A 25,590-nucleotide genomic window follows, 5' to 3' on the forward strand; every position below is an offset into this window, starting at 1 on the left:
ACCCCGTGACCGAACCAGCGCAGAGTGAACCCACGCACGACGAGGCACACGGCGGCGCGCTCGGCTCGCGGCTCAACTGGCTGCGCGCCGCCGTCCTCGGCGCCAACGACGGCGTCGTCTCCACCGCGGGCCTCGTCGTCGGCGTCGCAGGGGCCACCGACGACCGCTCCGCCCTGCTCACGGCGGGACTCGCGGGCCTGCTCGCCGGATCGATGTCCATGGCGGCCGGCGAGTACGTCTCCGTCTCCACCCAGCGCGACTCCGAGAAGGCCGCGCTCGCCCTGGAGAAGCGAGAGCTGAAGGAGCAGCCGGAGGCCGAACTCCAGGAGCTCACCGACCTGTTGGCGGAGCGCGGGCTCAGCCGCGACGTCGCCCGCGAAGCCGCCGAACAGCTCACCGAGCGGGACGCGCTGCGCGCCCACGCGCGCGTGGAGCTGGGCATCGACCCCGACGACCTCACCAACCCGTGGCACGCGGCCTGGGCGAGCTTCCTCGCGTTCACGGCGGGCGCCCTGCTCCCGCTGCTCGCCATCGTGCTCCCGCCCACCGCCTGGCGCCTGCCCGTCACGGTCGTCTCGGTCCTCGCCGCACTCGCCCTCACCGGCTACAGCAGCGCCCGCACGGGCAACGCCGCCGTGGGGCGGGCGATCCTGCGGAACATGGGCGGGGGAGCACTGGCGATGGCCGTCACGTACGGAGCGGGGTCGCTGCTCGGGGCCGCCGGTGTGTGACCCCCGGTAATACTTGTCGGTAACAACCCCTGGCGGAGGCCCTGTCCAGGCCTTACGGTGCACGCATGTCGACGCCCAACCTGCCCGATGTCGTGCTGTGGTCGATCCCCGCCTTCGTGCTGCTGACGATCGTGGAGATCGTCAGCGTGCGGATCCATCCCGACGAGGACGGGGCCGCCGCGGGATACGACGCCAAGGACGCCACCACCAGCGTCACCATGGGGCTCGGCAGCCTCGTCTTCGACTTCCTGTGGAAGATACCGATCGTCGCGATCTACACGGCGGTCTACGAACTGACCCCGCTGCGCGTGCCGCTGCACTGGTGGACGATCCCGCTGATGCTGCTCGCGCAGGACTTCTTCTACTACTGGTCGCACCGCGGGCACCACGTCATCCGCATCCTGTGGGCGTGCCACGTCGTGCACCATTCCAGCCGCAGCTTCAACCTGACGACGGCGCTGCGCCAGCCCTGGACGAGCGTGACGTCGTGGCCCTTCTACCTGCCGCTCATCGTCTGCGGTGTGCACCCGGCGGCGCTCGCGTTCTGCTCGTCGGTCAACCTCGTCTACCAGTTCTGGATCCACACCGAGCGCATCGACAAGATGTGGCGCCCCTTCGAGTACGTCTTCAACACGCCCTCCCACCACCGCGTCCACCACGCCTCCCAAGGCGGCTATCTGGACCGGAACTTCGGCGGCATCCTCATCGTGTGGGACCGGCTCTTCGGGTCGTGGGTGGGGGAGGGCGAGCGGCCCGTCTTCGGGCTCACCAAGAACATCAGCACGCACAACCCGCTGCGCGTCGCGACGCACGAGTACGCCGCGATCGCCAAGGACCTGAAGGCGGCGGGCAGTTGGCGCGAGCGGGCCGGGAGGGTGTTCCGGGGGCCCGGGTGGCGGCCGGAGCCCGCGCCTGCCCCGGGCGCCCCGCAGCAGGTCACCGAGGGTGCCGCGTGACCCGTCCCCGGGCCCTGCGCGCCTGTTTCGCCGCCGTGTGCGTCGCCGACCTCGGCGCGGTCCTCGCCGGAGCGGACCTCGCGCACACCGTCCTCAAACCGTTGCTCATGCTCGTCCTCGTGGCGTACGTCGTCGCGTGCGACGGACCCCGACTGCTGTGCGGCGCCCTGCTGCTGGGGTGGGGCGGCGACGTCCTGCTGCTGTTCGACCAGGACGCCGCGTTCCTCGCGGGAATGGGCTGCTTCGCCGCCGGGCACGTCTGCTACCTGGTGCTGTTCAAGAGGTACGGGAGGCCACGCGCGCGGAGCGGGGCGCTCGGCGTTCTGTACGGCGTCGCCCTGGTGGCCATGGTCGTCGCGCTCTGGCCCGACCTGCCGGCCGGCATGCGCGTCCCCGTCGCCGCCTACAGCGTGCTGCTCACCGCCATGGCGTACGGCTCCTCGTGGCTCGGCCCGGTCGCGGGGGTCGGCGGGGCCCTCTTCCTGCTGTCCGACTCGCTCATCGCGACGGGCATCGCCGACTGGCCGGCCCTGCCGCACCCCGACTTCTGGATCATGGCCACCTATGTGGCGGCGCAGTACCTGCTGGCGCAGGGGGTGCTCGATGAGCGGCCCCGGCCGGGGGCGGCGTACCGTGAAAGGAGCGCCGAAACCCGGCGCACCCCTCACTGACCTGCACAAAGGAACACCCACCTATGCGCGCCACCACCATTCACGCCCCGTACGACATGCGGGTGGAGGACGTCCCCGAGCCCACCGTCGTCCTGCCCACGGACGCCGTCGTCCGCGTCCTGCGCGCCTGCATCTGCGGCAGCGACCTGTGGGCCTACCGCGGCGAGGCCGCGCGGCAGCAGGGGCAGCGCATCGGGCACGAGTTCCTCGGCATCGTCGAGGAGACCGGTTCCGAGGTGGCCGGCTTCAAGCGCGGTGACCTGGTCGTCGCGCCCTTCATGTGGTCCGACGGAGTGTGCGACTACTGCCGCGAGGGTCTGACCACCTCCTGCGAGCACGGCGGCTTCTGGGGCGCGGTCGGCTACGACGGCGGGCAGGGCGAGGCCGTGCGCGTCCCGTACGCCGACGGCACGCTCGTGCAGCTGCCGTCCGACGCGGCCTCCGACGACCACCTGCTGTCCGCCCTCCTGACGCTCTCCGACGTCATGGGCACCGGCCACCACGCCGCCCTCGGCGCGGGCGTCCGCAAGGGTGCCACGGTCGCCGTCGTGGGCGACGGCGCGGTGGGCCTGTGCGGCGTCCTCGCGGCCAAGCGCCTCGGCGCCGAGCGGATCATCGCGCTCGGCCGCCACCAGGTCCGTACGGACATCGCGCGGACCTTCGGCGCCACCGACGTCGTCGCCGAGCGCGGGGACGCCGCCGTCGAGGCGATCCGCGAGCTGACCGGCGGCCAGGGCGCGCACTGCGTGATCGAGGCCGTCGGCACCGAGCAGTCCATGGCCACCGCCGTGAACATCACCCGCGACGGCGGCGCCATCGGCTTCGTCGGCGTCCCGCACGGCAGCGGCACCGGGCTCGACCTGGGCGTCATGTTCGACCGGAACATCGCGCTGCGCGGCGGCGTCGCCCCCGTCCGCAGCTACATCCCCGAACTGCTGCCCGACGTCCTGGACGGCACGATCGACCCGTCGCCCGTCTTCGACATGACGGTCGACATCGAGGGCGTACCGGGTGGCTACAAGGCGATGGACGAGCGCACGGCCCTGAAGGTGCTCGTCACCAACTGACCGTTCCCGTCCAGGGGGTCAGGTCCACCGGATCGGCAGCGGCAGCGCCGTCAGGGCCGCCGACACCGCGACCACGATCCCGAGCACCACGACCTCCGCGCGCGCGGGAACGTACGCACGTGTACGGTCCCGCGCGCCGCGCAGCCTGAAGCGGGCCACCAGGGCGAGCACGGCGACGACGACCACCAGCAGCACCTTCGCGAGGAGCGTGCGCCCGTAGGCCGTTGTCGTGAGCTGGTCGAGGACCGTGCTCGTCGGCATCCTGCGCAGCGTGCTGCACACCCCCGTCGCGGTGATGGCGGCGAGCAGAACCGCGGCCACGCGCGCGTAGAGACCGAGAAGGGCCGCGCCCGCTTCAGGGGCGCGCGTCCGCCACGCGTGCGTGGTGCGCAGCACGTACAGCAGACCGCCCACCCACAGCGCGGCGCACGCGAGGTGGACCAGGGTGAGCCCGGAGCCGACGATCGGGGCGTCCTCCGTCGGCGGGTGGGCGCGCAGCGCCTCCGCGACCGCCACCGCGGCCAGCGGCAGCAGCGCGGTCCCGGGACGGCGGGAGCGGGCGCACAGGGCCGCCACCAGGAAGGCGTTCACCTCCACGAGGGCCAGCGTGCCGTCCCGCGTCCCGTACAGGCCGCCGATGTCCAGCGCCGCGAGGCTGTCCGGGACCAGATTTCCGGAGGCCACCACGGAGGCGAGCCCGAGCGCCGCGGCGAACCCCGCCCAGGGCGCGTACGGCGACCAGCGGCGCGGCTGTTCGCCGGCGGGCCATGCGGCGGGCCGCGCGGACGCCTCCACCCTGCGGGCCAGGAACCCGGCGAACACCTCGCCCACCTGTACGCACAACGCCGCGAACAGCACGGTCCGCAGCAGCGCGATCCCGCCGACCCCGGGCGCGGCCGCCTCCCCGGTGCCGTCCAGCGCGGCCCGCGGCCCGAGCATCGGGATCAGGGCCGCCGCGGCCACGAGCACGACCACGGCTACGGCGCGCCCGGCGCCGCCCGGTCTGCTGGGCGGGGCGTCCGCGACGGCGGACAGGTCGCTGGTGGGTGGCAGGGAACTCACCATTGGATCTTCACCAGCTGTTCCGGGTGCGGGCAAGTCCAGGTTCGGCCGATGGACACGGTTCACCCACGGCCACTGACCCATGGCCAAGAAGACGTGATTTCCGCGGTCGTGGTTCGCCGGACCGCCCGCGCCGCTACGGAGCCTGCCACTCCGGTACGTCGGTGCCCCACGGTCCCGGCGGGCGGTGCCAGTCGTCCGGGCCGCCGGTGAACGACACCGGTGACCGCGCGTACCGCAGCCGCCCCAGCGGGCTGTCCGTCTCCGCGAGCCACGGTCGCGGATCCGGCGTGACGTCCGGAGCCGAGGCCGCGGGATCCGGCTCCGACGGCGGCCGCAACCCGGTCACGAGCCAGTGCGCCGTCTGCGCGAGCGCGAGCCGCAGCACCCGCGAACCGCCCTCCGTCGCCTGCTCGGTGAGCGAGCGCAGCACCGCCGCCGCGATCAGATAGCCCGTGCCGTGGTCGAGCGCCTGCGCGGGCAGGACCCCGGGGCTGCCCGAACCACCGGGATCGCCCTCGACCGCCGCGATGCCCGTGGCCACCTGGACGAGGCTGTCGAAGCCGCGCCGCCCGCCCCACGGCCCGTACGCGCCCCACGCCGACAGCGACGCGACCACGAGCCCCGGCCGCCGCGCCACCAGCGCCTCGGGAGCGAGCCCGAACCGGTCGAGCGCGCCCGGCCGGTAGCCCGTGACCACCACGTCCGCCCCGGCAAGCAGTTCCTCGAACGTGCGCCGGTCCGCGCCCGCGCCCAGGTCGAGCCGCGTCGAGCGCTTGCCGAACCCGGTGTCCGCGTGCGCGTCCGGATCCTCCGGGAGTTGCGGCGCGTCCACCCGCAGCACGTCCGCGCCGAGCAGCGCCAACGTGCGGGTGGCGACGGGCCCCGCGATGACCCGCGTCAGATCCAGGACCCGCACCGGCCGCTGCGCCGGGCGGGGCGCGGCCTCGTCGACCCGCTCCCGCGTCAGCAGGGGACGCCGCGCGATCTCCGCACCCTGCGGATGCGCCGCCCACTGCTCGGGCGTGCGCAGCGCGACGGCCAGACCCCCGGCCGCGTACACGCTCTCCTCGACCTCGTACGCCGAACGCTCGGCGAGCAGCGCCGTCACGCCCTGCACGGTCGCGTGCTCGCCGACGCCGAGCGCCGCGCGCAGCCGCGCCCGATGGTGCGGATAGTTCGCGTGGGTGCGCAGCCAGCCGTCCCTGGTGCGCCAGAAGCGGGACAGCGGGGCGAAGTTGACGGGGGTGCGCCCGTCGATCAGCAGATGCCGCTCACTGGTGAAGGCGGTGGCCACGGCCGCGTCGTCGACCTGTACGTCGCCCACGGCCCGCCCCGCGCGCGTGGCGGCCAGTTCCGCGGCCGCGAGCGAGCACGCGCCGACGCAGGCGCGGGCCAGTTCGATCACCGGCAGCCGGGCGGACAGCGCACCCGCGCGCGGGAGGGACGCGACACGGGACAGTAGCGCGGGGTCGCCACCCAGCGCTTCCCAGGCGGCTGCTGTGCTGTCCGTGGTGCCGGCTGCGTGTGTCATGCAGGCATGATGCCGGAGCGGTACGGGCAAGGGCCGGGCAGCTCACGCCACCCGGCCCTAACCTGCACGAGTTCCCTACTTGGTCACGGCGTCCAGTGCGTCCGCCGCGCCGAACCCGTAGAAACTGTTCTTGTTCTTGCCGCCCTCGCACACGGCGTCGACCTTGCCGTCGCCGTCGATGTCGTACGGGTCGGTGCAGGCCTTCCCGTCGGCCTCCGCGTACAGCAGCGCCTTCACCAGGGCCGCCGAGGCGTGCGGATGCGTCGACTTGATGAGCGCGGCGACGCCCGCGACGTGCGGCGACGCCATCGACGTACCGGCCATGTAGCCGTACTTGCCGCCCGGCAGCGTCGACAGGATCAGACCGCTGGTCGCCGGGGGAGCGGGCGTCTGGTACGCGGTGCTGTCGCCGCCCGGGGCCGCGATGTCGACGACGCCCTTGCCGTAGTTCGAGTACGAGGACTTGAGGCCCTTGGCACCGGTCGCCGAGACGGTGACGACGCCGGGCAGCTGCGACGGGATGTCGAGGCAGTCCTTCGTCTTGATCGTGCGGGGCGTCGGTGTCGTGTCGTCCGGCGAGGAGTCGTCGACGAGCTCGTCCTGCGCGAGGTCCGTCGCCGCGTTCCCGGCCGCCGCGACGTTCACCGCGCCCTTGTGCTCGGCGTACTGCGTGGCCCGGGTGACGGCCGTGACGAGCGCCTTCTGGTCGGCGTCCGTCTTGCAGTTGAACAGCCAGGGGTCGGTGTAGTAGCTGGAGTTGGTGACGTCCACGCCGTGGTCGGCCGCCCACATGAAGCCGCACACCACGGCCTCCGTGTAGTACATGCCGGTCGCGGGCTCCGCCACCTTCAGGCTGGCCACCTTCACGCCCGGCGCCACGCCCGTGACGCCGACGCCGTTCTTGGCGGCGGCGATCTCGCCGGCCACGTGCATGCCGTGCGGGGACTCGCCCTCCACCGGACGCCACGCGTTGTCCTTCTGCACGGGCACGCCGCCCAGGCAGTTGGCCGACGCGTTCCTGTCGAAGTTCGGCGCGATGTCCGGGTGGGTGTCGTCGACGCCGGAGTCGAGCACGCCGACCGTCACCCGGGAGCTGCCGAGCGACACCTTGTGGGCCTGGTCCGCCTTCATCGCGGGCAGGTCCCACTGCAGTGGCTCCAGCGGGTCCTGGTCCGCACCGGCCGCGGCGGCGGCCTTGGCGGCCTCCGCCTCGGTCAGCACCTGCTTGGCCGCGATGTCGTCGCTGGACTGCGCGGCCAGCGGCGCGGTGCGCGTGGCACCGGCCGACTCGACGCCCCGTACGGTACGGATCGTCTTCGCGAAGTCCGGGTTCTTGGAGTGGACGACGATGACGCCGATCTTGTCGTACGCGATGACGACGGTGCCGCCGGCCTTGGCGATGGCCTTCTTCGCTGCCGCCGAACTGGCCTTGCCCGCCTTGACGTTGACCACGTAGCTGAGGTCCGGCCCGTCGGTGGCGACCGAGGCTCCGGCCGACGTGTTCGCCGAGGTGTCGGCCGCCGACGCGGTCGCGTTCGGCAGGAAGGCCAGGGCCGTCACCGCCGCGATCCCGAGGGGCACGGACATGGAGCGGCGCGCGCTCCGGGTGCGGGGACGCTGCTGAGGCGCCGTCATGAAGTCTCCGTTCGCTCTGCTGTCGATCCGAGTACGTAAGTGATGCGTGTGCGGGGCTATTTGACGGCCTTGAGGGCGTTCACGATCCCGTTGCCGTAGAAGCCGTTGCGCTGTGTGCCGCCCGCGCAGACCGCGTCGACGACACCGTCGCCGTCCCCGTCGTACGAGGCCGGACACGCCTGCTCGTCGGCCTGCGCCTTGAGCAGTGCCTCCAACTGGCCCGGGGACGCCTTGGGATGCTCCGACTTCAGCAGCGCGAGGACGCCGGTGACGTGCGGCGCGGCCATCGACGTGCCCTGCTTGTAGCCCCAGCCGCCACCGGGCAGCGTCGACAGGACGCGGCCGTTCCTGTCCGGGGTGTCGGCGGGCTTGAGGCTGTCGCCGCCGGGGCCCGCCACGTCGATGACGCCGTTGCCGTAGTTGGAGTAGAAGGCCTTCGCCCTGGTGACCCCGACCGACGACACCGTCACGATGCCGGGCAGCATCTCGGGCGCGATCGGGCACTCGGACGGGTCGACCGTCCGCTCAACAGGTGTGCCGTCGTCGGGACTTGAGGTGTCGACCACCGAGTCCGACGCCAGGTCGTCGTTGAAGTTGTGGGCGCTGGCCACGCTCGTGACGCCCTTGTCCCGCGCGTACCGGATCGCCCGGGAGATGGAGTCGACCAGTGCCTTCTGGTCGGCATCGGTCACGCAGTTCATGTACCAGGGGTCGGAGTAGTAGCTGTTGTTGGTGATGTCGATGCCGTGGTCGGCGGCGAACACGAACGCGCAGACCACGCTCTCCGTGTAGAAGAGCTGCGTGCTCGGGTCGGCCACCTTGATCGCGGCGAGCTTCACGCCCGGCGCGACACCCGCGACGCCGACTCCGTTGCGCGCGGCGGCGATCGTGCCCGCCACGTGCGTGCCGTGGTCGGCCGCCGCCTCGTACGGACGCCAGGCCCCGTACGACGTGTCGGCCTTGCCGCCCACGCAGTTGGCGGACTGCGACGGGGAGAAGTTCGGCGCCAGGTCCGGGTGGGTGTCGTCGACGCCGGTGTCGATGACACCGACCGTCACTCTGCGGCTGCCGTCCTCGATCGCGTTCGCCCGGTCGGCGCCGATGAGCCGCAGATCCCACTGGTTGGGTTCCAGCGGCTCCTGTGCGGCGCTCGATTTCGCCGCCGCACGGGCCTCCTGAGTGGCCGTCAGCGCCTGAGTCGTCCCGGTCTCGTCCGTCGCCGACGCGGCGAGCGGCGCGGTCCGGGTCGCGCCCGCGCTCCGCACCCCCCGCACGCCCCGGACCGTCCTGCCGAAGTCCGGGTTCGTGGAGTGCGCGACGATCACGCCGATCCTGTCGTACGCGGTGACGACACTGCCGCCCGCCTCCGCGATCTTCCGCTGCACGTACGCCGAAGTGCCGTGCCCGGAACCGACGTTGACGACATAGCTCAGCAACGGACCGTCGGCGGCGACGGAGTCCGCCACCGCGTTCGGCGCGACGGCGAGCGCGGCCAGCGTGGCGATTCCCGCCGGCAGCGCGAGGGGACGCAGGAGACGCGCTCTCACCTGTCCGCCTGATCTTCCCGACATGGGGATCGCCTACTTCTTGACGGCGTCGAGCGCGTCGACGATGCCGTAGCCGTAGAACCCGTTGACGCGGGTGCTGCCCTTGCAGGTCGCCTTGTACGTGCCGGTGCCGTCGGGGTCGTACGAGGCCGGGCACGCCTGCGGGTCCGCCTGCGCCTTGAGCAGCGCCTGCAGCACGAGCGGGGACGCCTTCGGGTGCGTGGACTTCAGCAGCGCGGCGACGGCGGCGGCGTGCGGCGACGCCATCGAGGTGCCCTGCAGATAGCCGTACGCGCCGCCCGGCAGCGTCGACAGGATGCGGCCGTTCTGGTCCGGGGTGTTCGGGATCTGGAGCTTGTCGCCGCCCGGCGCCGCGATGTCGATGACGCCCTTGCCGTAGCTGGAGTAGTACGACTTGGCCTTGTTCACGCCGGTCGCGCTGACCGTGACGACACCCGGCAGCTGGGTCGGCACGTCGAAGCACTTGTGCGGGTCGACGGTGCGGGTGACGGGCGTCGAGTCGTCGGGGCTCGACTCGTCGACGAGCGCGTCCGAGTCGAGGTCGTCGGAGGAGTTGCCCGCCGAGGCCAGGTTCAGGGTGCCCTTGCTGGTGGCGTACAGCTGGGCGCGGTTCACCGCGTCGACGATGGCCTTCTGGTCGGGGTCGTCGAGGCAGTTGTACAGCCACGGGTCCACGTAGTAGCTGTTGTTGGTCACCTCGATCCCGTGGTCGGCGGCGAACACGAAGGCGCACACGACGCTCTCCGGGTAGAACAGCTCGCTGACCGGGTCGGCCACCTTGATGCCCGCGACCTTCACGCCGGGCGCGACGCCCGCGACGCCGATGCCGTTGCGCGCGGCGGCGATCTCACCGGCGACGTGCGTGCCGTGGTAGTGGTCCGGGTTCGCGGGCCGCCAGGCGCCCGGCGAGGTGTCCGCCTTGCCGCCGACACAGCTCGCCGACTGGGACGCGGAGAAGTTCGCGGCGAGGTCGGGGTGGGTGTCGTCGACGCCGGTGTCGATGACACCGACCGTGACCTGCTTGCTGCCCGGGTTGATCTTCGCGGCCTTGTCGGCGCCGATCGCCTTCAGGTCCCACTGGTTGGCCTCGAGCGGCTCCTCGCCCGAAGCGGCCTGCGCGGAGAGGGACTTGACCTCGGCGGCGGACAGCTTCTGGACGCCGCCCTCCTCGGTGGTGCCGGCCACGCTGAGCGGCGCGGTGCGCGTCGCGCCCGCCGTGGCGACCCCCTTGACGGCGCGGATCTGCTTGCCGAAGTCGGGGTTCGCGGAGTGCACGACGAAGACACCGATCTTCGCGTACGTCTCGACTATGGAGCCGCCCGCCGCGGATATCGCCCGGCCCACGGAGGCGATCGTGCGCGCGTCCGTGCTACGCGTGTTGACGACGTACGCGAGTGAGCCGTCGGAGGTCGAACTGGCCTTCACCGGGGCCGAGTCGGCCGGTGCGGCGACCGCGGACGGCAGGAAGCCGAAGGACGCCGTGAGCGCGATGCCGATCGGCAGGGCGAGGGCCATGCGGCGTCTGGCAGGCAGATGAGCCATGGGATCTCCACATCATCCGTCGTGAGAGGGCGTATGAGGGACATACAGGAAAGCCCGAACACAAGTGGTGCCCGGGCAGGTACATGACGCGTGGTGCGGTGCGAACGTATCTCTAGTCGCCGCAGGTCATCAACGATTTCCGAAAGAAATCAAGGGAGTTGAACCACGTCGAGCGTGTCCCCGTGCCGTTGTTCAGGGGGCACGCACACGATCCGGCCCCCTGTCGGATCACCTCGGGTGGCTCTATCATCGCGACCCGGCCCGCGTGATCCACGTCACTGTGAGGTCCTGGAAACACGTATGTCCGCAACTCCCGCACCCCCGTCCCCGAAAGCCCCCGCACCACGAGGAGACTCCGTGGCCACCGACGCACCACCACCGCAGAAGGGCAGCCCGGACACGAGCCCGGCACTGCCCTCCACCGAGGAGTTCATCGCGGTGCAGGAGGGCGCGGAGTTCGGTGAACTGCGCCGCGCGCACCGCTCGTTCGCCTTCCCGCTCACCATCGGGTTCATCGCCTGGTACCTGGTGTACGTCCTGCTCTCCAACTACGCGGGCGACTTCATGGGCACCAAGGTCGTCGGCAACATCAACGTCGCCTTCGTCCTCGGCCTCGCCCAGTTCCTGACCACGTTCCTCATCGCCTGGTGGTACTCGCGGTACTCCGCCGCGAAGCTCGACCCCAAGGCCGAGGCCATCAAGTCCCGTATGGAGGGCGGCGCGTGAACCCCGTCGTGTCACAGATCCCGCTGGCCGCCCAAGAGGCGAGCGAGCACCGGCCGCTGATCATCAGCCTGTTCGCCGTGTTCGTGCTTGCGACCCTCGTCATCACCGTCTGGGCGGGCCGCCAGACCAAGAGCGCGTCCGACTTCTACGCGGGCGGCCGCCAGTTCACCGCCTTCCAGAACGGCCTCGCGGTCTCCGGCGACTACATGTCCGCCGCGTCGTTCCTCGGCATCGCCGGCGCCATCGCCCTCTTCGGCTACGACGGCTTCCTCTACTCGATCGGCTTCCTGGTCGCCTGGCTCGTCGCCCTGCTCCTGGTCGCCGAACCGCTGCGCAACTCCGGCCGCTACACGATGGGCGACGTGCTCGCCTACCGCATGCGCCAGCGCCCGGTCCGCACGGCGGCCGGCACGTCGACGATCGTCGTCTCGATCTTCTACCTGCTCGCACAGATGGCGGGCGCCGGCGTCCTGGTCTCGCTGCTGCTCGGCATCACCACCGACGAGGGCAAGATCGCCATCGTCGCGCTCGTCGGCGTCCTGATGATCGTGTACGTCACCATCGGCGGCATGAAGGGCACCACGTGGGTGCAGATGGTCAAGGCCGTGCTGCTCATCGCGGGCACGATCCTGCTGACCTTCCTCGTCCTGCTGAAGTTCGACTTCAACATCTCGGACCTGCTGGGCACGGCCGCCGAGAACAGCGGCAAGGGCTCGCCGTTCCTCGAACCGGGCCTCAAGTACGGCGCCACGTCCACATCGAAGATCGACTTCATCTCCCTGGGCATCGCGCTCGTCCTCGGCACCGCGGGACTGCCGCACATCCTGATCCGCTTCTACACGGTGCCGACCGCCAAGGCCGCCCGTAAGTCGGTCAACTGGGCCATCGGCATCATCGGCGCCTTCTACCTGATGACGATCGCGCTCGGCTTCGGCGCGGCCGCCCTCATCAAGCCCGAGGAGATCATCGCCTCGAACCCGGCGGGCAACACGGCGGCGCCACTCCTGGCGCTCCATCTGGGCGGCGTCGACTCCAACTGGGGCGCGATCCTGCTCGCCTCGATCTCGGCGGTCGCCTTCGCCACGATCCTCGCCGTCGTCGCGGGCCTCACCCTCGCCTCGTCCTCCTCGTTCGCGCACGACATCTACGCGAACGTCATCAAGAAGGGCAAGGCGTCCGAGAAGGAGGAGATGAGGGCCGCCCGCTGGGCCACCGTCTTCATCGGCATCGTCTCGATCGCGCTCGGCGCGCTCGCCCGCGACCTGAACGTGGCGGGCCTGGTCGCCCTCGCGTTCGCCGTCGCGGCCTCCGCGAACCTGCCGACGATCCTCTACAGCCTCTTCTGGAAGCGGTTCAACACGAACGGCGCCCTGTGGTCGATCTACGGCGGCCTGTTCACGGCCGTCTTCCTGGTCCTCTTCTCCCCGGTCGTCTCCGGCAACCCGAAGACGTCCATGTTCAAGGGCGTCGACTTCCACTGGTTCCCGCTGGAGAACCCCGGCATCATCTCGATCCCGGTCGGCTTCCTGCTCGGCGTCATCGGTACGTACGCCGCCAAGGAGAAGGCCGACAAGGGCAAGTACGCGGAGCTGGAGGTGCGCTCGCTCACGGGCACCGGAGCCCACTGACCGACCGCCTTCGTACGTTCGTCCCGCACCCCCGTCGTAGACCGCTGGTAGCTCTCTACGACGGGGGTGCGGCACGCTCGTGGGATCGCGGCCCTGTCAGTGTCGGACCCGTCACGTAGGCTCGGTAAGTATCAGGCAGCACATGCGAGAGGGAGGGGGCCCACGTGCTCATCGACACCTACGGCCGGGTCGCCACCGACCTTCGGGTCTCACTGACCGACCGGTGCAATCTGCGCTGCACGTATTGCATGCCGGAAGAGGGCCTGCAGTGGCTGGCCAAGCCCGATCTGCTCACGGACGACGAGATCGTCCGCCTCGTCAGGATCGCCGTCACGCACCTCGGCATCACCGAGATCCGTTTCACCGGCGGTGAGCCCCTGCTGCGCCCGGGCCTGGTCGGCATCGTCGAGCGGGTGGCCGCCCTGGAGCCCCGGCCCAAGATGTCCCTGACGACGAACGGGATCGGGCTCAAGCGCACCGCGAAGGCGCTGAAGGAAGCGGGCCTGGACCGGGTCAACGTCTCCCTCGACACCCTGCGCCCCGACGTCTTCAAGACGCTGACCCGCCGGGACCGCCACAAGGACGTCATCGAGGGACTCGCCGCCGCGCACGAGGCGGGCCTGACCCCCGTGAAGATCAACTCGGTCCTGATGCCGGGGTTGAACGAGGACGAGGCGCCCGACCTCCTCGCCTGGGCCGTCGAGCACGACTACGAGCTCCGGTTCATCGAGCAGATGCCCCTGGACGCCCAGCACGGCTGGAAGCGCGACGGCATGATCACCGCGGGCGACATCCTGGCCTCCCTGCGTACGCGCTTCGAGCTCACCGCCGAAGGCTCCGACGAGCGCGGCTCCGCCCCGGCCGAGCGCTGGATCGTCGACGGCGGCCCGCACCGGGTCGGCGTCATCGCCTCCGTGACCCGCCCGTTCTGCTCGGCCTGCGACCGCACCCGCCTCACGGCCGACGGCCAGGTGCGCACCTGCCTGTTCGCCACGGAGGAGACCGACCTGCGCGCGGCGCTCCGAGCCGAGGGCGCGGAAGGCGGCGACGAGGAGATCGCCCGCATCTGGAAGCTGGCGATGTGGGGCAAGAAGGCGGGCTCGGGTCTCGACGACCCGTCGTTCCTGCAGCCCGACCGCCCGATGTCGGCGATCGGCGGCTGACTCAGCCCCGCTGTTCGGCGGAGTCCCACTCCGCCAGCGTCACGACGTCCTTCAGGAACCCGCGCACGCCCAGGAACTGGGAGAGGTGCTCGCGGTGCTCGTCGCACGCGAGCCACGTCTTGCGGCGCTCCGGCGTGTGCAGTTTCGGGTTGTTCCACGCCAGCACCCACACCGCGTCGGCGCGGCAGCCCTTGGCCGAGCACTGGGGGGTTGAGGGATCGGATCCCGGGGATGCTGAAAGGTTCGCGAGGTTCACGCCTCAACCTTAGACGGACGGGAAAAGCCCAGGAAAACCACGGGGAAAAGGCGACGCCGAGCAGCCACGGGGGGAGCTGCCCGGCGTCGGTCCGTCGCTCCGACGGGGGATGCGGAGCGCGTACGCAGTATGTCACGCGGGACCCCTCGCCCGGCAACGGAACCACATGATTGATCTGAGCTTTTCTTGAGCTTTATCGACCGGTGGCGCCATGGGCCCGCACGGTGCGGACAGGCCGACGGCCGGGTGCCGTCCCGCCGACGACTAGGCGCGGTCCTCCGGCCCGGATTCCGCGGCACCGGCGGCCGGGGTCGGCGCGATCATGGGGCGCGAAGGGGCCGGTACGAAGGTCGACGGCAGGTTCGGCGCGTTCTCCCGGCCGGCGTTGGCGATGACGACCGCGACGTAGGGGAGGAAGGCGCCGACCACCAGGGTCACGATGGCGACGTGCCGCTCCACGTTCCACAGCACCGCCGTGGCGATGACCGCGAGGGTGCGGATCCCCATGGAGATGACGTACCGGCGCTGTCGCCCGCGCACATCCTCGGCGAGACCCTGCCGGGCCCCAGTGATCCGGAAAACCTCTGCTCCGCCGTTGTTGCCGCGCTTCCGCATCACATTCCACCACCCGCCAGCTCGCCGGACTCTCCCCGGACCGGACTGCCTCCACGTTACGCCGGGGCTGCGTCGGCTACGAGACCGGGGCGGCCCGGGTCTGGGCGTGCCGTCTGCGCCGTACCGCGTACGGGTCTCCCCGACATGCGCCGTACGGAGTACGGGCCGAGACTGATCGCATGGGCGTGCCGGAGTCGGCGCTCCCGCGCCGCATGAGGAGGCGACGGCATGAGTTGGTTGTGGGCAATCATCGTGGGCTTCATCCTCGGACTGATCGCGAAGGCGATCCTGCCGGGCAAGCAGGAGATCCCGCTCTGGCTGACGACGGTCTTCGGAATCCTCGGCAGCGTCCTGGGCAACTGGATGGCCACGGCCATCGGGGTCAACGACACCAGGGGCATCGACTGGACCCGCCATCTGCTGCAGCTGATCGGCGCCGTGGTGGTCGTCGGCGTGGGCGACATGGCCTGGGTGGCGCTGCGCGGCAAGAAGACGAAGGCATAGAAACACGAGTTCCCCGCGCCCCTGGAGGGGTGCGGGGAACAGGTGTGTGCGGGTGCGTCAGCCCTTGAGCTCCACCGCGGCCAGGTTCTTCTTGCCGCGCCGCAGCACGAGCCAGCGGCCGTGCAGCAGATCGTCGGCGGCCGGCACGAAGTCCTCGGCGGCGACCTTGACGTTGTTCACGTAGGCCCCGCCCTCCTTCACGGTCCGCCGGGCCGCGGACTTGCTGGCGACGAGCCCGACCTCGGCGAACAGGTCGACCACCGGGCCCAGCTCGGTGACCTCGGCCTTCGGCAGCTCGGACAGCGCGGCGGCGAGCGTCGCCTCGTCCAGGTCCGCCAGGTTCCCGTCGCCCTGCCCGAACAGCGCCTTCGACGCGGAGATCACGGCCGCCGTCTGGTCGGCGCCGTGCACCAGCGTCGTCAGCTCCTCGGCCAGCGCGCGCTGGGCGGCGCGGGCCTGCGGCCGCTCCTCGGTCAGCCGGTCCAGCTCCTCGATCTCCTCGCGGGACTTGAAGCTGAAGACGCGCAGGTACCGGGCGATGTCCCGGTCGTCCGTGTTCAGCCAGAACTGGTAGAAGGCGTACGGCGAGAACATCTCCGGGTCCAGCCAGATGGTGCCGGACTCGGTCTTGCCGAACTTGGTGCCGTCCGCCTTGGTCAGCAGCGGGATGCCCAGCGCGTGCACCACGGCCTCCGGGTGGACCCGGTGGATCAGGTCCGTGCCCGAGGTGAGGTTGCCCCACTGGTCCGTGCCGCCGGTCTGCAGGACACAGCCGTACTGCTCGTACAGCTTGAGGAAGTCCATCCCCTGCAGGATCTGGTAGCTGAACTCGGTGTAGCTGATGCCCGCGTCGGAGTTGAGCCGCCGCGAGACGGCCTCCTTGGCGATCATCTTGTTGACCCGGAAGTGCTTGCCCATGTCGCGCAGGAACTCGATGGCGGACATCCCGGACGTCCAGTCCAGGTTGTTCACCATCGTCGCCGCGTTCGGGCCCTCGAAGTCGAGCAGCGGCGCGATCTGCGCGCGCAGCCGCTCGACCCAGGAGGCCACGACCTCCGGCGAGTTCAGCGTCCGCTCGGCGCTCGGCTTCGGGTCACCGATCAGACCGGTGGCGCCACCGACCAGGCCCAGCGGGCGGTGGCCCGCCTGCTGGATGCGCCGCATGGTGAGGATCTGCACCAGGTTCCCCAGGTGCAGGCTGGGCGCGGTCGGGTCGAAGCCGCAATAGAACGTGACCGGACCGTCCGCGAAGGCCTTGCGCAGCGCGTCCTCGTCGGTGGAGAGGGCGATGAGCCCGCGCCACTTCAGTTCATCGACGATGTCCGTCACGGTTCCGTGTCTCCTTGACCAGTGCTGTTGAGTCCCTGCCAGTCTATGGGCGAATCCCCGAGGGTCAGACGCCCTGGCTGACCGAGCTCATGTTGAAGTCCGGCACCCGCAGCGCCGGCATCGCAGCCCTAGTGAACCAGTCGCCCCACTCCCGGGGCAGCGTCTTTTCCGTCCGCCCGGCCTCGGTGGCGCGGGACAGCAGACCCACCGGCGACTCGTTGAACCGGAAGTTGTTCACCTCGCCGACGACCTCGCCGTTCTCCACCAGGTACACGCCGTCCCGGGTGAGCCCGGTCAGCAGCAGCGTCGCCGGGTCGACCTCGCGGATGTACCAGAGGCAGGTCAGCAGCAGCCCGCGCTCCGTGGCCGCGACCATCTCGTCGAGGGACTTGTCCGAGCCGCCGTCGAGGATGAGGTTGTCACCGGCGGGCGCCACCGGCAGGCCGGTCAGCCCCGCGCTGTGCCGGGTGGTCGTCAGGTGCGTGAGCTCACCGCCCGAGATCCACTCCGTCGCGCCGATCGGCAGCCCGTTGTCGAAGACCGACGCGTCGTCCCCGGAGGAGTGCGCCAGCACGAACGGGGCGGACTCCAGGCCCGGCGCGTGCGGATCGCTGCGCAGCGTCAGCGGCAGCTCGCTGAGCCGCTCCCCGACGCGCGTACCGCCGCCCGGCTTGGAGAACACCGTCCGGCCCTCGGCGGCGTCCCGCGCCCCCGCCGACCACAGCTGGTAGATCAGCAGGTCGGCCACGGCGGTCGGCGGCAGCAGCGTCTCGTACCGCCCGGCGGGCAGGTCGATCCGGCGCCGGGCCCAGCCGAGCCGGGTGGCGAGGTCGGCGTCCATCGCGGCCGGGTCGACGTCCTTGAAGTCCCGCGTCGACTGCCCCGCCCACGCCGAACGCGTACGGTCCGGCGACTTGGCGTTCAGCTCAAGCGTTCCGTTCGGCTGGTCGTGACGCAGCCGCAGGCCCGTCGACGTACCGACGTAGCTGGAGGTCAGCTCGTGGTTGGCGAAGCCGTAGAGCTCGCGCCCGCCCGCCCTTGCGCGGGCGAACGCCTCGCCCAGCGCGGGCGCGAAGTCCGCGAACACGGCCGACGAGGTCTCGGCCGGGGCGTCCGCGAAGTCGGGGGAGTGCGGTACGCCGGCGACGAGCGGCTGCGCGTCCTCGGCGGGCCCGGCCTTCGCCGCGGCCTCCTCGGCGGCGCGGACCAGCGGCTCCAGGTCGTCGGCGGTCACGGCGGCCCGCGAGACCACACCGCTCGCCGTGCCCTCCTTGCCGTCGACCGTCGCGATGACGGTGAGGGTGCGCCCGCGCGTCACCCCGTTCGTGGTCAGCGCGTTGCCCGCCCAGCGCAGATTGGCGGTGGAGGTCTCGTCGGCGATGACGACACACCCGTCGGCCCGCGACAGCTCCAGAGCGCGCTCGACGATCTCGTGGGGCTTGTTCGTACGAGGGCTCATCGACCCGCCTCCTGCGTCGTGTTGAGACTGTGCTTGCCCGGGGGACGCCCCCCGGACCCCCGGCCGATTCCGTCGGCGCGGCTGCCATGCCCGGCTGTGGTGATGACGGGGCTCATCGACCCGCCTCCTGCGTCGTGTTCAGGATGTTGACGCCCTTGAAGAGGGCCGAGGGGCAGCCGTGCGAGACGGCCGCGACCTGGCCCGGCTGGGCCTTGCCGCAGTTGAAGGCGCCGCCGAGGACGTACGTCTGCGGGCCGCCGACCGCCGCCATCGAGCCCCAGAAGTCGGTGGTCGTGGCCTGGTAGGCGACATCGCGGAGCTGTCCGGTGAGTCGACCGTTCTCGATCTTGAAGAAGCGCTGGCCGGTGAACTGGAAGTTGTAGCGCTGCATGTCGATGGACCACGACCGGTCCCCGACGACGTAGATCCCGCGCTCGACGCCCGAGATCAGGTCCTCGGTGGAGAGCCCGCCGGGGTCCGGCCGCAGCGACACGTTCGCCATCCGCTGGACGGGCACGTGCCCGGGGGAGTCGGCGTACGCGCATCCGTTGGACCGCTCGAACCCGGTCAACTTCGCGATGCGGCGGTCGAGTTGGTACCCGACGAGCGTGCCGTCCCGCACCAGGTCCCAGGACTGCCCGGCCACGCCCTCGTCGTCGTAACCGATGGTCGCGAGCCCGTGCTCGGCGGTGCGGTCCCCGGTCACGTTCATGATCTCGGAGCCGTACTTCAACTTCCCGAGCTGGTCGAAGGTGGCGAACGAGGTGCCCGCGTACGCCGCCTCGTAGCCGAGCGCGCGGTCGAGCTCGGTGGCGTGCCCGATGGACTCGTGGATCGTCAGCCACAGGTTCGACGGGTCCACGACCAGGTCGTACGTGCCCGCCCGCACGCTCGGCGCCCGCATCTTCTCGGCGAGGAACTCGGGGATCCGCGCCAGCTCGCCCTCCCAGTCCCAGCCGGTGCCCGTCAGGTACTCCCAGCCGCGGCCCACCGGCGGCGCGATCGTGCGCATCGAGTCGAACTCGCCGCTGGAGTCGTCCACGGCGACGGCGGTGAGCTGCGGATGCAGGCGCACGCGCTGCTGCGTCGTCACGGTCCCGGCCGTGTCCGCGTAGAACTTGTTCTCGTGCACGGACAGGAGCGAGGCGTCGACGTGGCTGACCCCGTCGGCGGCGAGCAGTCGCGCGCTCCAGTCGGCGAGCAGCCCGGCGCGCTCCTCCTCCGGCACGGAGAAGGGATCGATCTCGTACGAGGAGATCCACGTCTTGTCGGCGTGCACCGGCTCGCTCGCCAGTTCCACCCGCTCGTCGGAGCCCGCCGCCCTGATCACCTGCGCGCTCAGCTTCGCCATCGCCACGGCCTGCGACGCGACCTTCGCCGCGGCGTCCATCGTCAGGTCGACGCCGGACGCGAAGCCCCACGTACCGCCGTGCACCACGCGCACGGCGTACCCGAGATCCGTGGTGTCGGAGGAGCCCGCCGGCTTGGCGTCCCTGAGCCGCACCGCGGCGCTGCGCACCCGCTCGAACCGGAAGTCCGCGTGCTCGGCGCCCAGGGCCCGGGCACGGGCCAGGGCCGCGTCCGCCAGGGCCCGCAGCGGCAATGCCGTGAAGGCTTCATCGATCGTATGAGGCACGAATGTCTCCCTGTCGTGGCCACCGGTGAGCCCCGATCATGTCGCGCGACCAGGGCAGGGGGCCAGACCTTTCTGTAGAGACCCGACAGGGAGTCGTGTACGCCACTGTCGGTGCTCGATTCTCCGTACCAAGGGTCGTACCGATAAGTTTTCGGGTACCACGACCGCTATCGAAAGGGTGATCCGTTGAGCCGCTCGGTTCTCGTCACCGGAGGAAACCGGGGCATCGGCCTCGCCATCGCCCGTGCCTTCGTCGAGGCAGGCGACAAGGTCGCGTTCACCTACCGCTCGGGCGAACCGCCCAAGGAGCTCGTCGACGCCGGTGCCCTCGCCGTCAAGTGCGACATCACCGACGCCGAGCAGGTGGAGCAGGCCTACAAGGAGATCGAGGAGAAGCACGGCAACGTCGAGGTCCTGATCGCCAACGCCGGCGTCACCAAGGACCAGCTCCTCATGCGCATGTCCGAGGAGGACTTCACGTCCGTCCTCGACACCAACCTCACCGGCACCTTCCGGGTCGTGAAGCGTGCCAACCGCGGCATGCTGCGCGCCAAGAAGGGCCGTGTGGTCCTCATCTCCTCCGTCGTCGGGCTGCTCGGCTCGGCGGGGCAGGCGAACTACGCCGCCTCGAAGGCCGGTCTGGTCGGCTTCGCGCGCTCCCTCGCCCGTGAGCTGGGATCGCGCAACATCACTTTCAACGTCGTCGCCCCGGGCTTCGTCGACACCGACATGACCCAGGCGCTCACCGACGAGCAGCGCGCCGGCATCGTCGCCCAGGTGCCGCTCGGCCGGTACGCGCAGGTTCAGGAGATCGCCGGAGTGGTGAAGTTCCTGACCTCGGACGACGCCTCGTACATCACTGGAGCCGTCATCCCGGTTGACGGCGGACTGGGAATGGGTCACTGAGCACGATGACGAACACGACTGGAATCCTCGAGGGCAAGAAGATCCTCATCACCGGTGTGCTGATGGAGTCCTCCATCGCCTTCCACACCGCGAAGCTGGCCCAGGAGCAGGGTGCGGAGATCATCCTCACCGCCTGGCCGCGGCCGACGCTCACCGAGCGCATCGCCAAGAAGCTGCCCCACCCGGAGAAGGTCAAGGTCCTGGAGCTCGACGTCTCCAACGACGAGCACCTCGCCCGCCTGGAGGGCCAGGTCCGCGAGCACCTGGGCGACAAGCTCGACGGTGTCGTGCACTCCATCGGCTTCGCGCCGCAGGACGCGCTCGGCGGCAACTTCCTGAACACGCCGTTCGAGTCCGTGGCCACCGCCATGCACGTCTCCGCCTTCTCCCTGAAGTCGCTGACGATGGCGCTGCTGCCGCTGATGAGCGAGGGCGGCTCCGTCGTGGGTCTGACCTTCGACGCGAAGTTCGCCTGGCCGCAGTACGACTGGATGGGCCCGGCCAAGGCCGCCCTGGAGGCCACCAGCCGCTACATGGCGCGTGACCTGGGCAAGCACGACATCCGCAGCAACCTGGTCTCGGCGGGCCCGCTCGGCTCCATGGCCGCCAAGTCCATCCCGGGCTTCAGCGACCTCGCCGCCGTGTGGGACACCCGTGCCCCGCTGGAGTGGAAGCTGGACGACCCGGAGCCGGCCGGCAAGGCCATCGTCGCGCTGCTCTCGGACTGGTTCCCGAAGACGACCGGCGAGATCGTCCACGTCGACGGCGGTCTGCACGCCATCGGCGCGTAGGCGCTCCGCCCGGACCGGGCCCGCCGGGCCGCCGCGGGGGCTGATGCCTCGTGCGCGGCCGCGGGCCGGTGGGCCGTCCTCGCGCAGTTCCCCGCGATCCTGACGGGGCACTCGTTCGGGTCACTGGCCGGGCGAACGGAAGGGACCTCCACGCACCCTGGGTGCGAGGAGGTCCTCTTTTGTGCGCCTGCCCCACCGCATCGCCCCAGCCCTGATAGCCGTGGCCCTACTGGTCGCGGTGCCCTGCGTCGCGGCGTCCGCCGAGAAGGACGACGAGCCCAGGCCGAAGCGCGAACTCTTCGGCGCCCAGTGCCGCGTCGACGTCGACGGGAGACGGGTGGACGCCACCTGTCACAACCCGTACCCGGGCGTCGACTCCGTCGCCCTGCACATCGAGTGCGCGCCGTGGTGGGACATCGACACCGATTCCGCGCCGCGCGCGGTGAACCCCGCGGAGACCGTGCGGCTCCAGGGCCGGTGCTGGAAGAAGGTCGAGAGCGTCCGGGTCAGCCACCGGAGGACGGCGCGGTGAGGCGCCCCGGACGGCACAGGAACGGATAGCCCGCCGCCTGCGTCGCGGCGGCCTCCGCGTCACCGTCCCTGATCGCGTCGACCAGCCCCGCGTGGTCCATGTGGTTCTCGGCGGTGAGCTTCTCGCCCACGTCCTCGCGCAGCCAGTCCCGCAGGACCTCGCCCAGATCCGCGTACATCGCCGTCATCACGTCGTTGTGCGACGCCGCCACCACGGCCATGTGGAACGTCGCGTCCGCCGCCACGAACGCCTCCGTGTCGCCCGACTCCCACGCCTCCTCACGCCGTACGAGCAGTGCGTCCAGCTGCTTCAGATCGCGCTCGGTGCGCCGCTGCGCGGCCAGCTTCGCCGCGCTCGACTCCAGCGTGGAGCGCAGCTCGGCGATGTGCCGCGGATCGGCCTCGGCGAACCGCCGCTGCATCACGCCCGCCAGCTCGCTGGTCGCCACGACGTAGGTGCCCGAGCCCTGCCGGATGTCGAGCAGCCCGTTGTGCGCGAGGGCGCGCACCGCCTCCCGCACCGTGTTCCGCGCGACGCCCAGCTGCTCGACGAGCTCCGGCTCCGTCGGGATCCGGGTGCCCACCGGCCACTCGCCCGAGGAGATCTGGGCACGCAGGGCGGAGATGACCTGCTCGGATAGGGCCGAGCGCCTGGGGGAGGTCAGCGGCATGGCGTTCCTTCGTGCGGACGGACTGCGAACAGTAGCGAACCAGCCAGTGGACCAACTGGACAACCAATCATCCCATGATTCTAAGATGGGCCTCATGGCTAGTGAGGAAACCCCGACGATGGCGCCGCCGACCGCCGATTCCCCGATATCCAGCGACGTGGGCGCCGAGGCGAAGGCCGGCCCGCGCGCCTGGACGATCCGCCTCGTCACCGTCGGCATCGTCCTCGCCGCCCTGAACCTGCGGCCCGCGATCACCAGCCTCGGCGCCCTCCTCGAAGAGGTCCGCGACGGGCTCGGCATGAGCGGCAGCGTCGCCGGACTGCTCACCTCCGTACCGCCGCTGTGCTTCGCGGTCTTCGGCGTGATGGCGCCCCGCCTCGCCAAGCGGTTCGGCGCGAGCGCCGTCGTCTGCTTCGGCATGGCCGCGATCGCCGCGGGCCTGATCATCCGCCCGTACACCGGCAACACCGTCGGCTTCCTGGTCGCCAGCGCCCTCGCCCTGATGGGCATCGCGGTCAGCAACGTCCTGATGCCGGTCATCGTCAAGCGCTGGTTCCCCGACCGCGTCGGCTCCATGACCGGCCTGTACTCGATGGCGCTCGCCGCCGGCACCTCGCTCGCCGCCGCGCTGACCGTGCCGATGACCGACGCCATGGGCGGCAGCTGGCAGACCGGGCTCGCCGTGTGGGCCGGGCTCGCCGTCGCCGCCGTGCTGCCCTGGATCCCGCTCGTGCGGGACAAGGGCCCCGTCCAGCAGGTGCGGGCGGCGGGCGACGACGGCCTGCGCATCACCCGCAGCCGCACCGCCTGGGCACTCGCCGTCTTCTTCGGGCTCCAGGCCACGGCCGCGTACATCACGATGGGGTGGATGGCGCAGATCTTCCGCGACTCCGGGGTCTCCGCGTCGACCGCCGGTGTGCTGCTCGCCGTGACCATGGCGATGGGCGTCCCGTTCGGCTTCGTCATCCCGCGCGTCGCCGCCCGCCTGCCCAGCCAGGGCCCGATGGTCGTCGCCCTCGGCCTGTGCGGCCTGGCCGGCTACGCGGGCATGTACTTCGCCCCGTCCTCCGGCGCCTGGGCCTGGGCCGTCCTGCTCGGCATCTCCAACTGCTCGTTCCCGCTGGCCCTCACGATGGTCGGCATGCGGGCCCGCACCGGCGTGGGCGTCGCCAAGCTGTCCGCGTTCGCCCAGTCCACCGGCTACCTGATCTCGATCCCCGGGCCGCTGCTCGTCGGCGTCCTCTACCAGCACACCGGCGGCTGGAGCGCGCCGATCGCGCTGATGGCCGCGCTGATGGTGCCGCAGATCGTGGTCGGCGTCCTCGCGGGCCGCAACCGCACCGTCGAGGACGAGGCGGCAGCGGCGGCCCCGGCGTCCTGACACCCGGGGACGGGTGCGACACTTGCCGCATGTCGCCTGTGCTCGAGCCGAACCCCCAGAACAGCCAGAAGAAGCTCCTCGCCGTCTTCGGCCTGATGATGGCGGTCGCCGTGGTCGTCGCCATCATCGCGACCATCGCCGCCCCCTGAACCCCCGCCCCCGCCCCCGACCAGGGGGCGGGCCCCGATGGTGGGGTTAGCTCCACCGTCCCCTAGGGGGCCAGTGTCAGGGTGAAGTGGGTGGATCACCGGATGGGCCGGGCCCCTCGTAATCCGTACCTTCGAAGTGTCGCCGACGACACCGCCGGCGCACCGGACGAAGCGACCGTACGCACCTGCCGTACGACGCCACGGATCACGGAGGCACCCCATGTCGGCCCCCTCGCACACCCGGACCCACCCGGCAGCCACGGGCGGCGTCGACATCCGGCTGCCCTGGTGGGCGATCGTGCTGCCGGCCGTCGCGTTCGTGACGCTGCTCCTGCTGATCCTCAACCCGGCCGACGGACAGGCCGCGGCGGGCGACCCGACCGTCGCCCACGTCCTGGCGCGCGCCAAGGAAATGCTGCTCCGCTAGGTCGTGTCCGTAACCGTTCACCCGTGCCGGGCGAGCCCGCCAACTCCCTGCGCCCGGCGCCGCGTTTCGTGCGAAGCTGGGACCCATGAGCGTCGCAGAACCCCGCAGGATTGTCCTTTTCCGGCATGCCAAGGCGGACTGGCCCCAGGTCTCCGATCACGAGCGGCCGCTGGCCGAGCGAGGCCGCAGGGACGCCCCCGTGGCCGGGCGCAGGCTCGCCGACTCAGGCATCCCGATCGACCTGGCCCTCTGCTCGACCGCCGCCCGCACCCGTGAGACCTGGAAGCTCGCCGTCGCCGAGCTGGCCGAGCGGCCGCGGACCGTGTACGAGGAGCGGGTCTACGAGGCGTCGCCCGGCGAACTGATCGCCGTGCTGAACGAGACGCCGGACGACGTGAACAACCTGGTGCTGATCGGCCACAACCCCGGAGTGCACGGCCTCGTCGAGGTCCTCGCGGGCGGAGCCGAGGGCGACGCGCGGGTCCGGCTGGACCGCCGCGGCTTCCCCACGTCCGCCTTCGCCGTCCTGACGTTCACCGGTTCCTGGAAGGGCCTGGAGCCGGGCACCGCCACCCTCTCCGACTACTGGGCGCCGAGCGAGTAGACGGATCTCCGCAGCCGTAGACATGGGAAGGGGGCCCGGCACTGCTGC

At 71.1% G+C, this 25,590-nt stretch carries 26 protein-coding genes; 15 read left to right on the forward strand and 11 right to left on the reverse strand.

The features are described 5' to 3' along the window. Nucleotides 1-5: 5 nt before the first annotated feature. The 4 genes from B072_RS0128810 (at nt 6) to B072_RS0128825 (ending at nt 3,425) form a co-directional block, all read left to right on the forward strand. Nucleotides 6-731, forward strand: a complete 726-nt coding sequence (locus B072_RS0128810; protein ID WP_018533432.1) for a VIT1/CCC1 transporter family protein — start codon at nt 6-8, stop codon at nt 729-731. Between the two features lie 65 nt (nt 732-796). After that, entirely contained in the window at nt 797-1,687 is an 891-nt protein-coding gene (locus B072_RS0128815; protein ID WP_018533433.1) for a sterol desaturase family protein, read from the forward strand. Beyond that, complete coding sequence (locus tag B072_RS44270) at nt 1,684-2,358, forward strand: lysoplasmalogenase (protein WP_018533434.1); 675 nt, start codon at nt 1,684-1,686, stop codon at nt 2,356-2,358. Before B072_RS0128815 ends, B072_RS44270 begins: the two co-directional genes overlap by 4 nt. A gap of 23 nt (nt 2,359-2,381) precedes the next feature. After that, complete coding sequence (locus B072_RS0128825; RefSeq protein WP_018533435.1) at nt 2,382-3,425, forward strand: zinc-dependent alcohol dehydrogenase family protein; 1,044 nt, start codon at nt 2,382-2,384, stop codon at nt 3,423-3,425. A gap of 18 nt (nt 3,426-3,443) precedes the next feature. On the opposite strand, the gene B072_RS0128830 is transcribed toward B072_RS0128825, so the two are convergent. The 5 genes from B072_RS0128830 to B072_RS0128850 all read right to left on the reverse strand — a co-directional run bounded on the left by B072_RS0128830 (nt 3,444) and on the right by B072_RS0128850 (nt 10,766). Further along, nucleotides 3,444-4,490 (reverse strand): CopD family protein, encoded by a 1,047-nt coding sequence (locus B072_RS0128830; protein ID WP_018533436.1) that lies wholly within the window; start codon nt 4,488-4,490, stop codon nt 3,444-3,446. 133 nt (nt 4,491-4,623) lie between these two features. Next, a complete protein-coding gene (locus B072_RS0128835; RefSeq protein WP_018533437.1) occupies nt 4,624-6,021 on the reverse strand; it encodes a CoA transferase in 1,398 nt (465 codons plus the stop codon). A gap of 75 nt (nt 6,022-6,096) precedes the next feature. Further along, entirely contained in the window at nt 6,097-7,656 is a 1,560-nt protein-coding gene (locus B072_RS0128840; protein WP_026246401.1) for a S8 family serine peptidase, read from the reverse strand. Between the two features lie 56 nt (nt 7,657-7,712). Continuing rightward, nucleotides 7,713-9,227 carry a S8 family serine peptidase gene (locus B072_RS0128845; protein WP_043244830.1) on the reverse strand — a complete coding sequence of 505 codons (1,515 nt, stop codon included), beginning with the start codon at nt 9,225-9,227 and terminating at the stop codon, nt 7,713-7,715. A 9-nt stretch (nt 9,228-9,236) separates the two neighbouring features. Further along, nucleotides 9,237-10,766 carry a S8 family serine peptidase gene (locus B072_RS0128850; RefSeq protein ID WP_026246402.1) on the reverse strand — a complete coding sequence of 510 codons (1,530 nt, stop codon included), beginning with the start codon at nt 10,764-10,766 and terminating at the stop codon, nt 9,237-9,239. A gap of 357 nt (nt 10,767-11,123) precedes the next feature. On the opposite strand from B072_RS0128850, the gene B072_RS0128855 reads away from it, so the two are divergent. The 3 genes from B072_RS0128855 (at nt 11,124) to moaA (ending at nt 14,283) form a co-directional block, all read left to right on the forward strand. After that, complete coding sequence (locus B072_RS0128855; protein WP_018533441.1) at nt 11,124-11,492, forward strand: DUF485 domain-containing protein; 369 nt, start codon at nt 11,124-11,126, stop codon at nt 11,490-11,492. Then, nucleotides 11,489-13,120: a cation acetate symporter gene (locus B072_RS0128860; protein WP_018533442.1), complete on the forward strand. Its 1,632-nt coding sequence runs from the start codon at nt 11,489-11,491 to the stop codon at nt 13,118-13,120. Before B072_RS0128855 ends, B072_RS0128860 begins: the two co-directional genes overlap by 4 nt. A 164-nt stretch (nt 13,121-13,284) precedes the next feature. After that, nucleotides 13,285-14,283, forward strand: a complete 999-nt coding sequence (gene moaA / locus B072_RS0128865) for a GTP 3',8-cyclase MoaA (RefSeq protein WP_018533443.1) — start codon at nt 13,285-13,287, stop codon at nt 14,281-14,283. 1 nt (nt 14,284) lies between these two features. On the opposite strand, the gene B072_RS0128870 is transcribed toward moaA, so the two are convergent. Together B072_RS0128870 and B072_RS0128875 are read right to left on the reverse strand one after the other, a co-directional pair. Then, nucleotides 14,285-14,539, reverse strand: coding sequence for a hypothetical protein (locus tag B072_RS0128870; protein ID WP_026246403.1), 255 nt, complete (start codon nt 14,537-14,539; stop codon nt 14,285-14,287). Between the two features lie 264 nt (nt 14,540-14,803). Beyond that, nucleotides 14,804-15,154, reverse strand: a complete 351-nt coding sequence (locus tag B072_RS0128875; RefSeq protein ID WP_018533445.1) for a DUF3099 domain-containing protein — start codon at nt 15,152-15,154, stop codon at nt 14,804-14,806. A gap of 228 nt (nt 15,155-15,382) precedes the next feature. Between B072_RS0128875 and B072_RS0128880 the strand changes: the two genes are divergently transcribed. Continuing rightward, nucleotides 15,383-15,658 carry a GlsB/YeaQ/YmgE family stress response membrane protein gene (locus B072_RS0128880; RefSeq protein ID WP_026246404.1) on the forward strand — a complete coding sequence of 92 codons (276 nt, stop codon included), beginning with the start codon at nt 15,383-15,385 and terminating at the stop codon, nt 15,656-15,658. 57 nt (nt 15,659-15,715) lie between these two features. Here B072_RS0128880 and tyrS read toward each other — a convergent pair whose 3' ends face one another. From tyrS to B072_RS0128895, 3 genes are all read right to left on the reverse strand, one after another. After that, nucleotides 15,716-16,987, reverse strand: coding sequence for a tyrosine--tRNA ligase (tyrS, locus tag B072_RS0128885; protein ID WP_018533447.1), 1,272 nt, complete (start codon nt 16,985-16,987; stop codon nt 15,716-15,718). 64 nt (nt 16,988-17,051) lie between these two features. Further along, nucleotides 17,052-18,446: a metallopeptidase TldD-related protein gene (locus tag B072_RS0128890; RefSeq protein WP_018533448.1), complete on the reverse strand. Its 1,395-nt coding sequence runs from the start codon at nt 18,444-18,446 to the stop codon at nt 17,052-17,054. A 112-nt stretch (nt 18,447-18,558) separates the two neighbouring features. Continuing rightward, nucleotides 18,559-20,082: a TldD/PmbA family protein gene (locus tag B072_RS0128895; protein WP_026246405.1), complete on the reverse strand. Its 1,524-nt coding sequence runs from the start codon at nt 20,080-20,082 to the stop codon at nt 18,559-18,561. A gap of 186 nt (nt 20,083-20,268) precedes the next feature. Between B072_RS0128895 and fabG the strand changes: the two genes are divergently transcribed. The 3 genes from fabG to B072_RS0128910 all read left to right on the forward strand — a co-directional run bounded on the left by fabG (nt 20,269) and on the right by B072_RS0128910 (nt 22,311). After that, nucleotides 20,269-20,988 carry a 3-oxoacyl-[acyl-carrier-protein] reductase gene (gene fabG, locus B072_RS0128900; RefSeq protein ID WP_018533450.1) on the forward strand — a complete coding sequence of 240 codons (720 nt, stop codon included), beginning with the start codon at nt 20,269-20,271 and terminating at the stop codon, nt 20,986-20,988. Between the two features lie 5 nt (nt 20,989-20,993). Beyond that, nucleotides 20,994-21,779, forward strand: a complete 786-nt coding sequence (gene fabI / locus B072_RS0128905) for an enoyl-ACP reductase FabI (protein ID WP_018533451.1) — start codon at nt 20,994-20,996, stop codon at nt 21,777-21,779. A gap of 181 nt (nt 21,780-21,960) precedes the next feature. Next, on the forward strand, nt 21,961-22,311 hold the full coding sequence (locus B072_RS0128910) for a hypothetical protein (RefSeq protein ID WP_018533452.1): 351 nt from the start codon (nt 21,961-21,963) through the stop codon (nt 22,309-22,311). Here B072_RS0128910 and B072_RS0128915 read toward each other — a convergent pair. Continuing rightward, a complete protein-coding gene (locus tag B072_RS0128915) occupies nt 22,286-22,981 on the reverse strand; it encodes a FadR/GntR family transcriptional regulator (protein WP_018533453.1) in 696 nt (231 codons plus the stop codon). The genes B072_RS0128910 and B072_RS0128915 overlap by 26 nt on opposite strands. Before the next feature lie 94 nt (nt 22,982-23,075). On the opposite strand from B072_RS0128915, the gene B072_RS0128920 reads away from it, so the two are divergent. The 4 genes from B072_RS0128920 to B072_RS0128935 all read left to right on the forward strand — a co-directional run bounded on the left by B072_RS0128920 (nt 23,076) and on the right by B072_RS0128935 (nt 25,542). Next, the gene (locus tag B072_RS0128920; RefSeq protein WP_078506618.1) at nt 23,076-24,362 is read left to right on the forward strand and encodes a CynX/NimT family MFS transporter; all 1,287 of its coding nucleotides are present in this window, start codon (nt 23,076-23,078) and stop codon (nt 24,360-24,362) included. Between the two features lie 29 nt (nt 24,363-24,391). Beyond that, nucleotides 24,392-24,511 carry an SGM_5486 family transporter-associated protein gene (locus B072_RS49670; RefSeq protein WP_086020409.1) on the forward strand — a complete coding sequence of 40 codons (120 nt, stop codon included), beginning with the start codon at nt 24,392-24,394 and terminating at the stop codon, nt 24,509-24,511. Between the two features lie 220 nt (nt 24,512-24,731). Further along, nucleotides 24,732-24,938 (forward strand): hypothetical protein, encoded by a 207-nt coding sequence (locus B072_RS0128930; RefSeq protein ID WP_018533456.1) that lies wholly within the window; start codon nt 24,732-24,734, stop codon nt 24,936-24,938. A gap of 85 nt (nt 24,939-25,023) precedes the next feature. After that, a complete protein-coding gene (locus tag B072_RS0128935) occupies nt 25,024-25,542 on the forward strand; it encodes a SixA phosphatase family protein (RefSeq protein WP_026246407.1) in 519 nt (172 codons plus the stop codon). Nucleotides 25,543-25,590 lie beyond the last annotated feature (48 nt).

The organism is Streptomyces sp. HmicA12 (assembly GCF_000373565.1).
GTDB lineage: Bacteria > Actinomycetota > Actinomycetes > Streptomycetales > Streptomycetaceae > Streptomyces.

What these genes read in the sequence shown, in the direction of transcription:
- B072_RS0128920 (WP_078506618.1), top strand. Translation starts at nt 23,076, where the DNA reads ATGGCTAGTGAGGAAACCCCGACGATGGCGCCGCCGACCGCCGATTCC.
- B072_RS0128915 (WP_018533453.1), bottom strand. Translation starts at nt 22,981, where the DNA reads ATGCCGCTGACCTCCCCCAGGCGCTCGGCCCTATCCGAGCAGGTCATC.
- B072_RS0128850 (WP_026246402.1), bottom strand. Translation starts at nt 10,766, where the DNA reads ATGGCTCATCTGCCTGCCAGACGCCGCATGGCCCTCGCCCTGCCGATC.
- B072_RS0128880 (WP_026246404.1), top strand. Translation starts at nt 15,383, where the DNA reads ATGAGTTGGTTGTGGGCAATCATCGTGGGCTTCATCCTCGGACTGATC.
- B072_RS0128845 (WP_043244830.1), bottom strand. Translation starts at nt 9,227, where the DNA reads ATGTCGGGAAGATCAGGCGGACAGGTGAGAGCGCGTCTCCTGCGTCCC.
- B072_RS0128815 (WP_018533433.1), top strand. Translation starts at nt 797, where the DNA reads ATGTCGACGCCCAACCTGCCCGATGTCGTGCTGTGGTCGATCCCCGCC.
- B072_RS0128935 (WP_026246407.1), top strand. Translation starts at nt 25,024, where the DNA reads ATGAGCGTCGCAGAACCCCGCAGGATTGTCCTTTTCCGGCATGCCAAG.
- fabI (WP_018533451.1), top strand. Translation starts at nt 20,994, where the DNA reads ATGACGAACACGACTGGAATCCTCGAGGGCAAGAAGATCCTCATCACC.
- B072_RS0128825 (WP_018533435.1), top strand. Translation starts at nt 2,382, where the DNA reads ATGCGCGCCACCACCATTCACGCCCCGTACGACATGCGGGTGGAGGAC.
- B072_RS0128835 (WP_018533437.1), bottom strand. Translation starts at nt 6,021, where the DNA reads ATGACACACGCAGCCGGCACCACGGACAGCACAGCAGCCGCCTGGGAA.
- B072_RS0128840 (WP_026246401.1), bottom strand. Translation starts at nt 7,656, where the DNA reads ATGACGGCGCCTCAGCAGCGTCCCCGCACCCGGAGCGCGCGCCGCTCC.
- B072_RS0128890 (WP_018533448.1), bottom strand. Translation starts at nt 18,446, where the DNA reads ATGAGCCCTCGTACGAACAAGCCCCACGAGATCGTCGAGCGCGCTCTG.
- B072_RS0128930 (WP_018533456.1), top strand. Translation starts at nt 24,732, where the DNA reads ATGTCGGCCCCCTCGCACACCCGGACCCACCCGGCAGCCACGGGCGGC.
- B072_RS49670 (WP_086020409.1), top strand. Translation starts at nt 24,392, where the DNA reads ATGTCGCCTGTGCTCGAGCCGAACCCCCAGAACAGCCAGAAGAAGCTC.
- B072_RS0128830 (WP_018533436.1), bottom strand. Translation starts at nt 4,490, where the DNA reads ATGGTGAGTTCCCTGCCACCCACCAGCGACCTGTCCGCCGTCGCGGAC.
- B072_RS0128875 (WP_018533445.1), bottom strand. Translation starts at nt 15,154, where the DNA reads ATGCGGAAGCGCGGCAACAACGGCGGAGCAGAGGTTTTCCGGATCACT.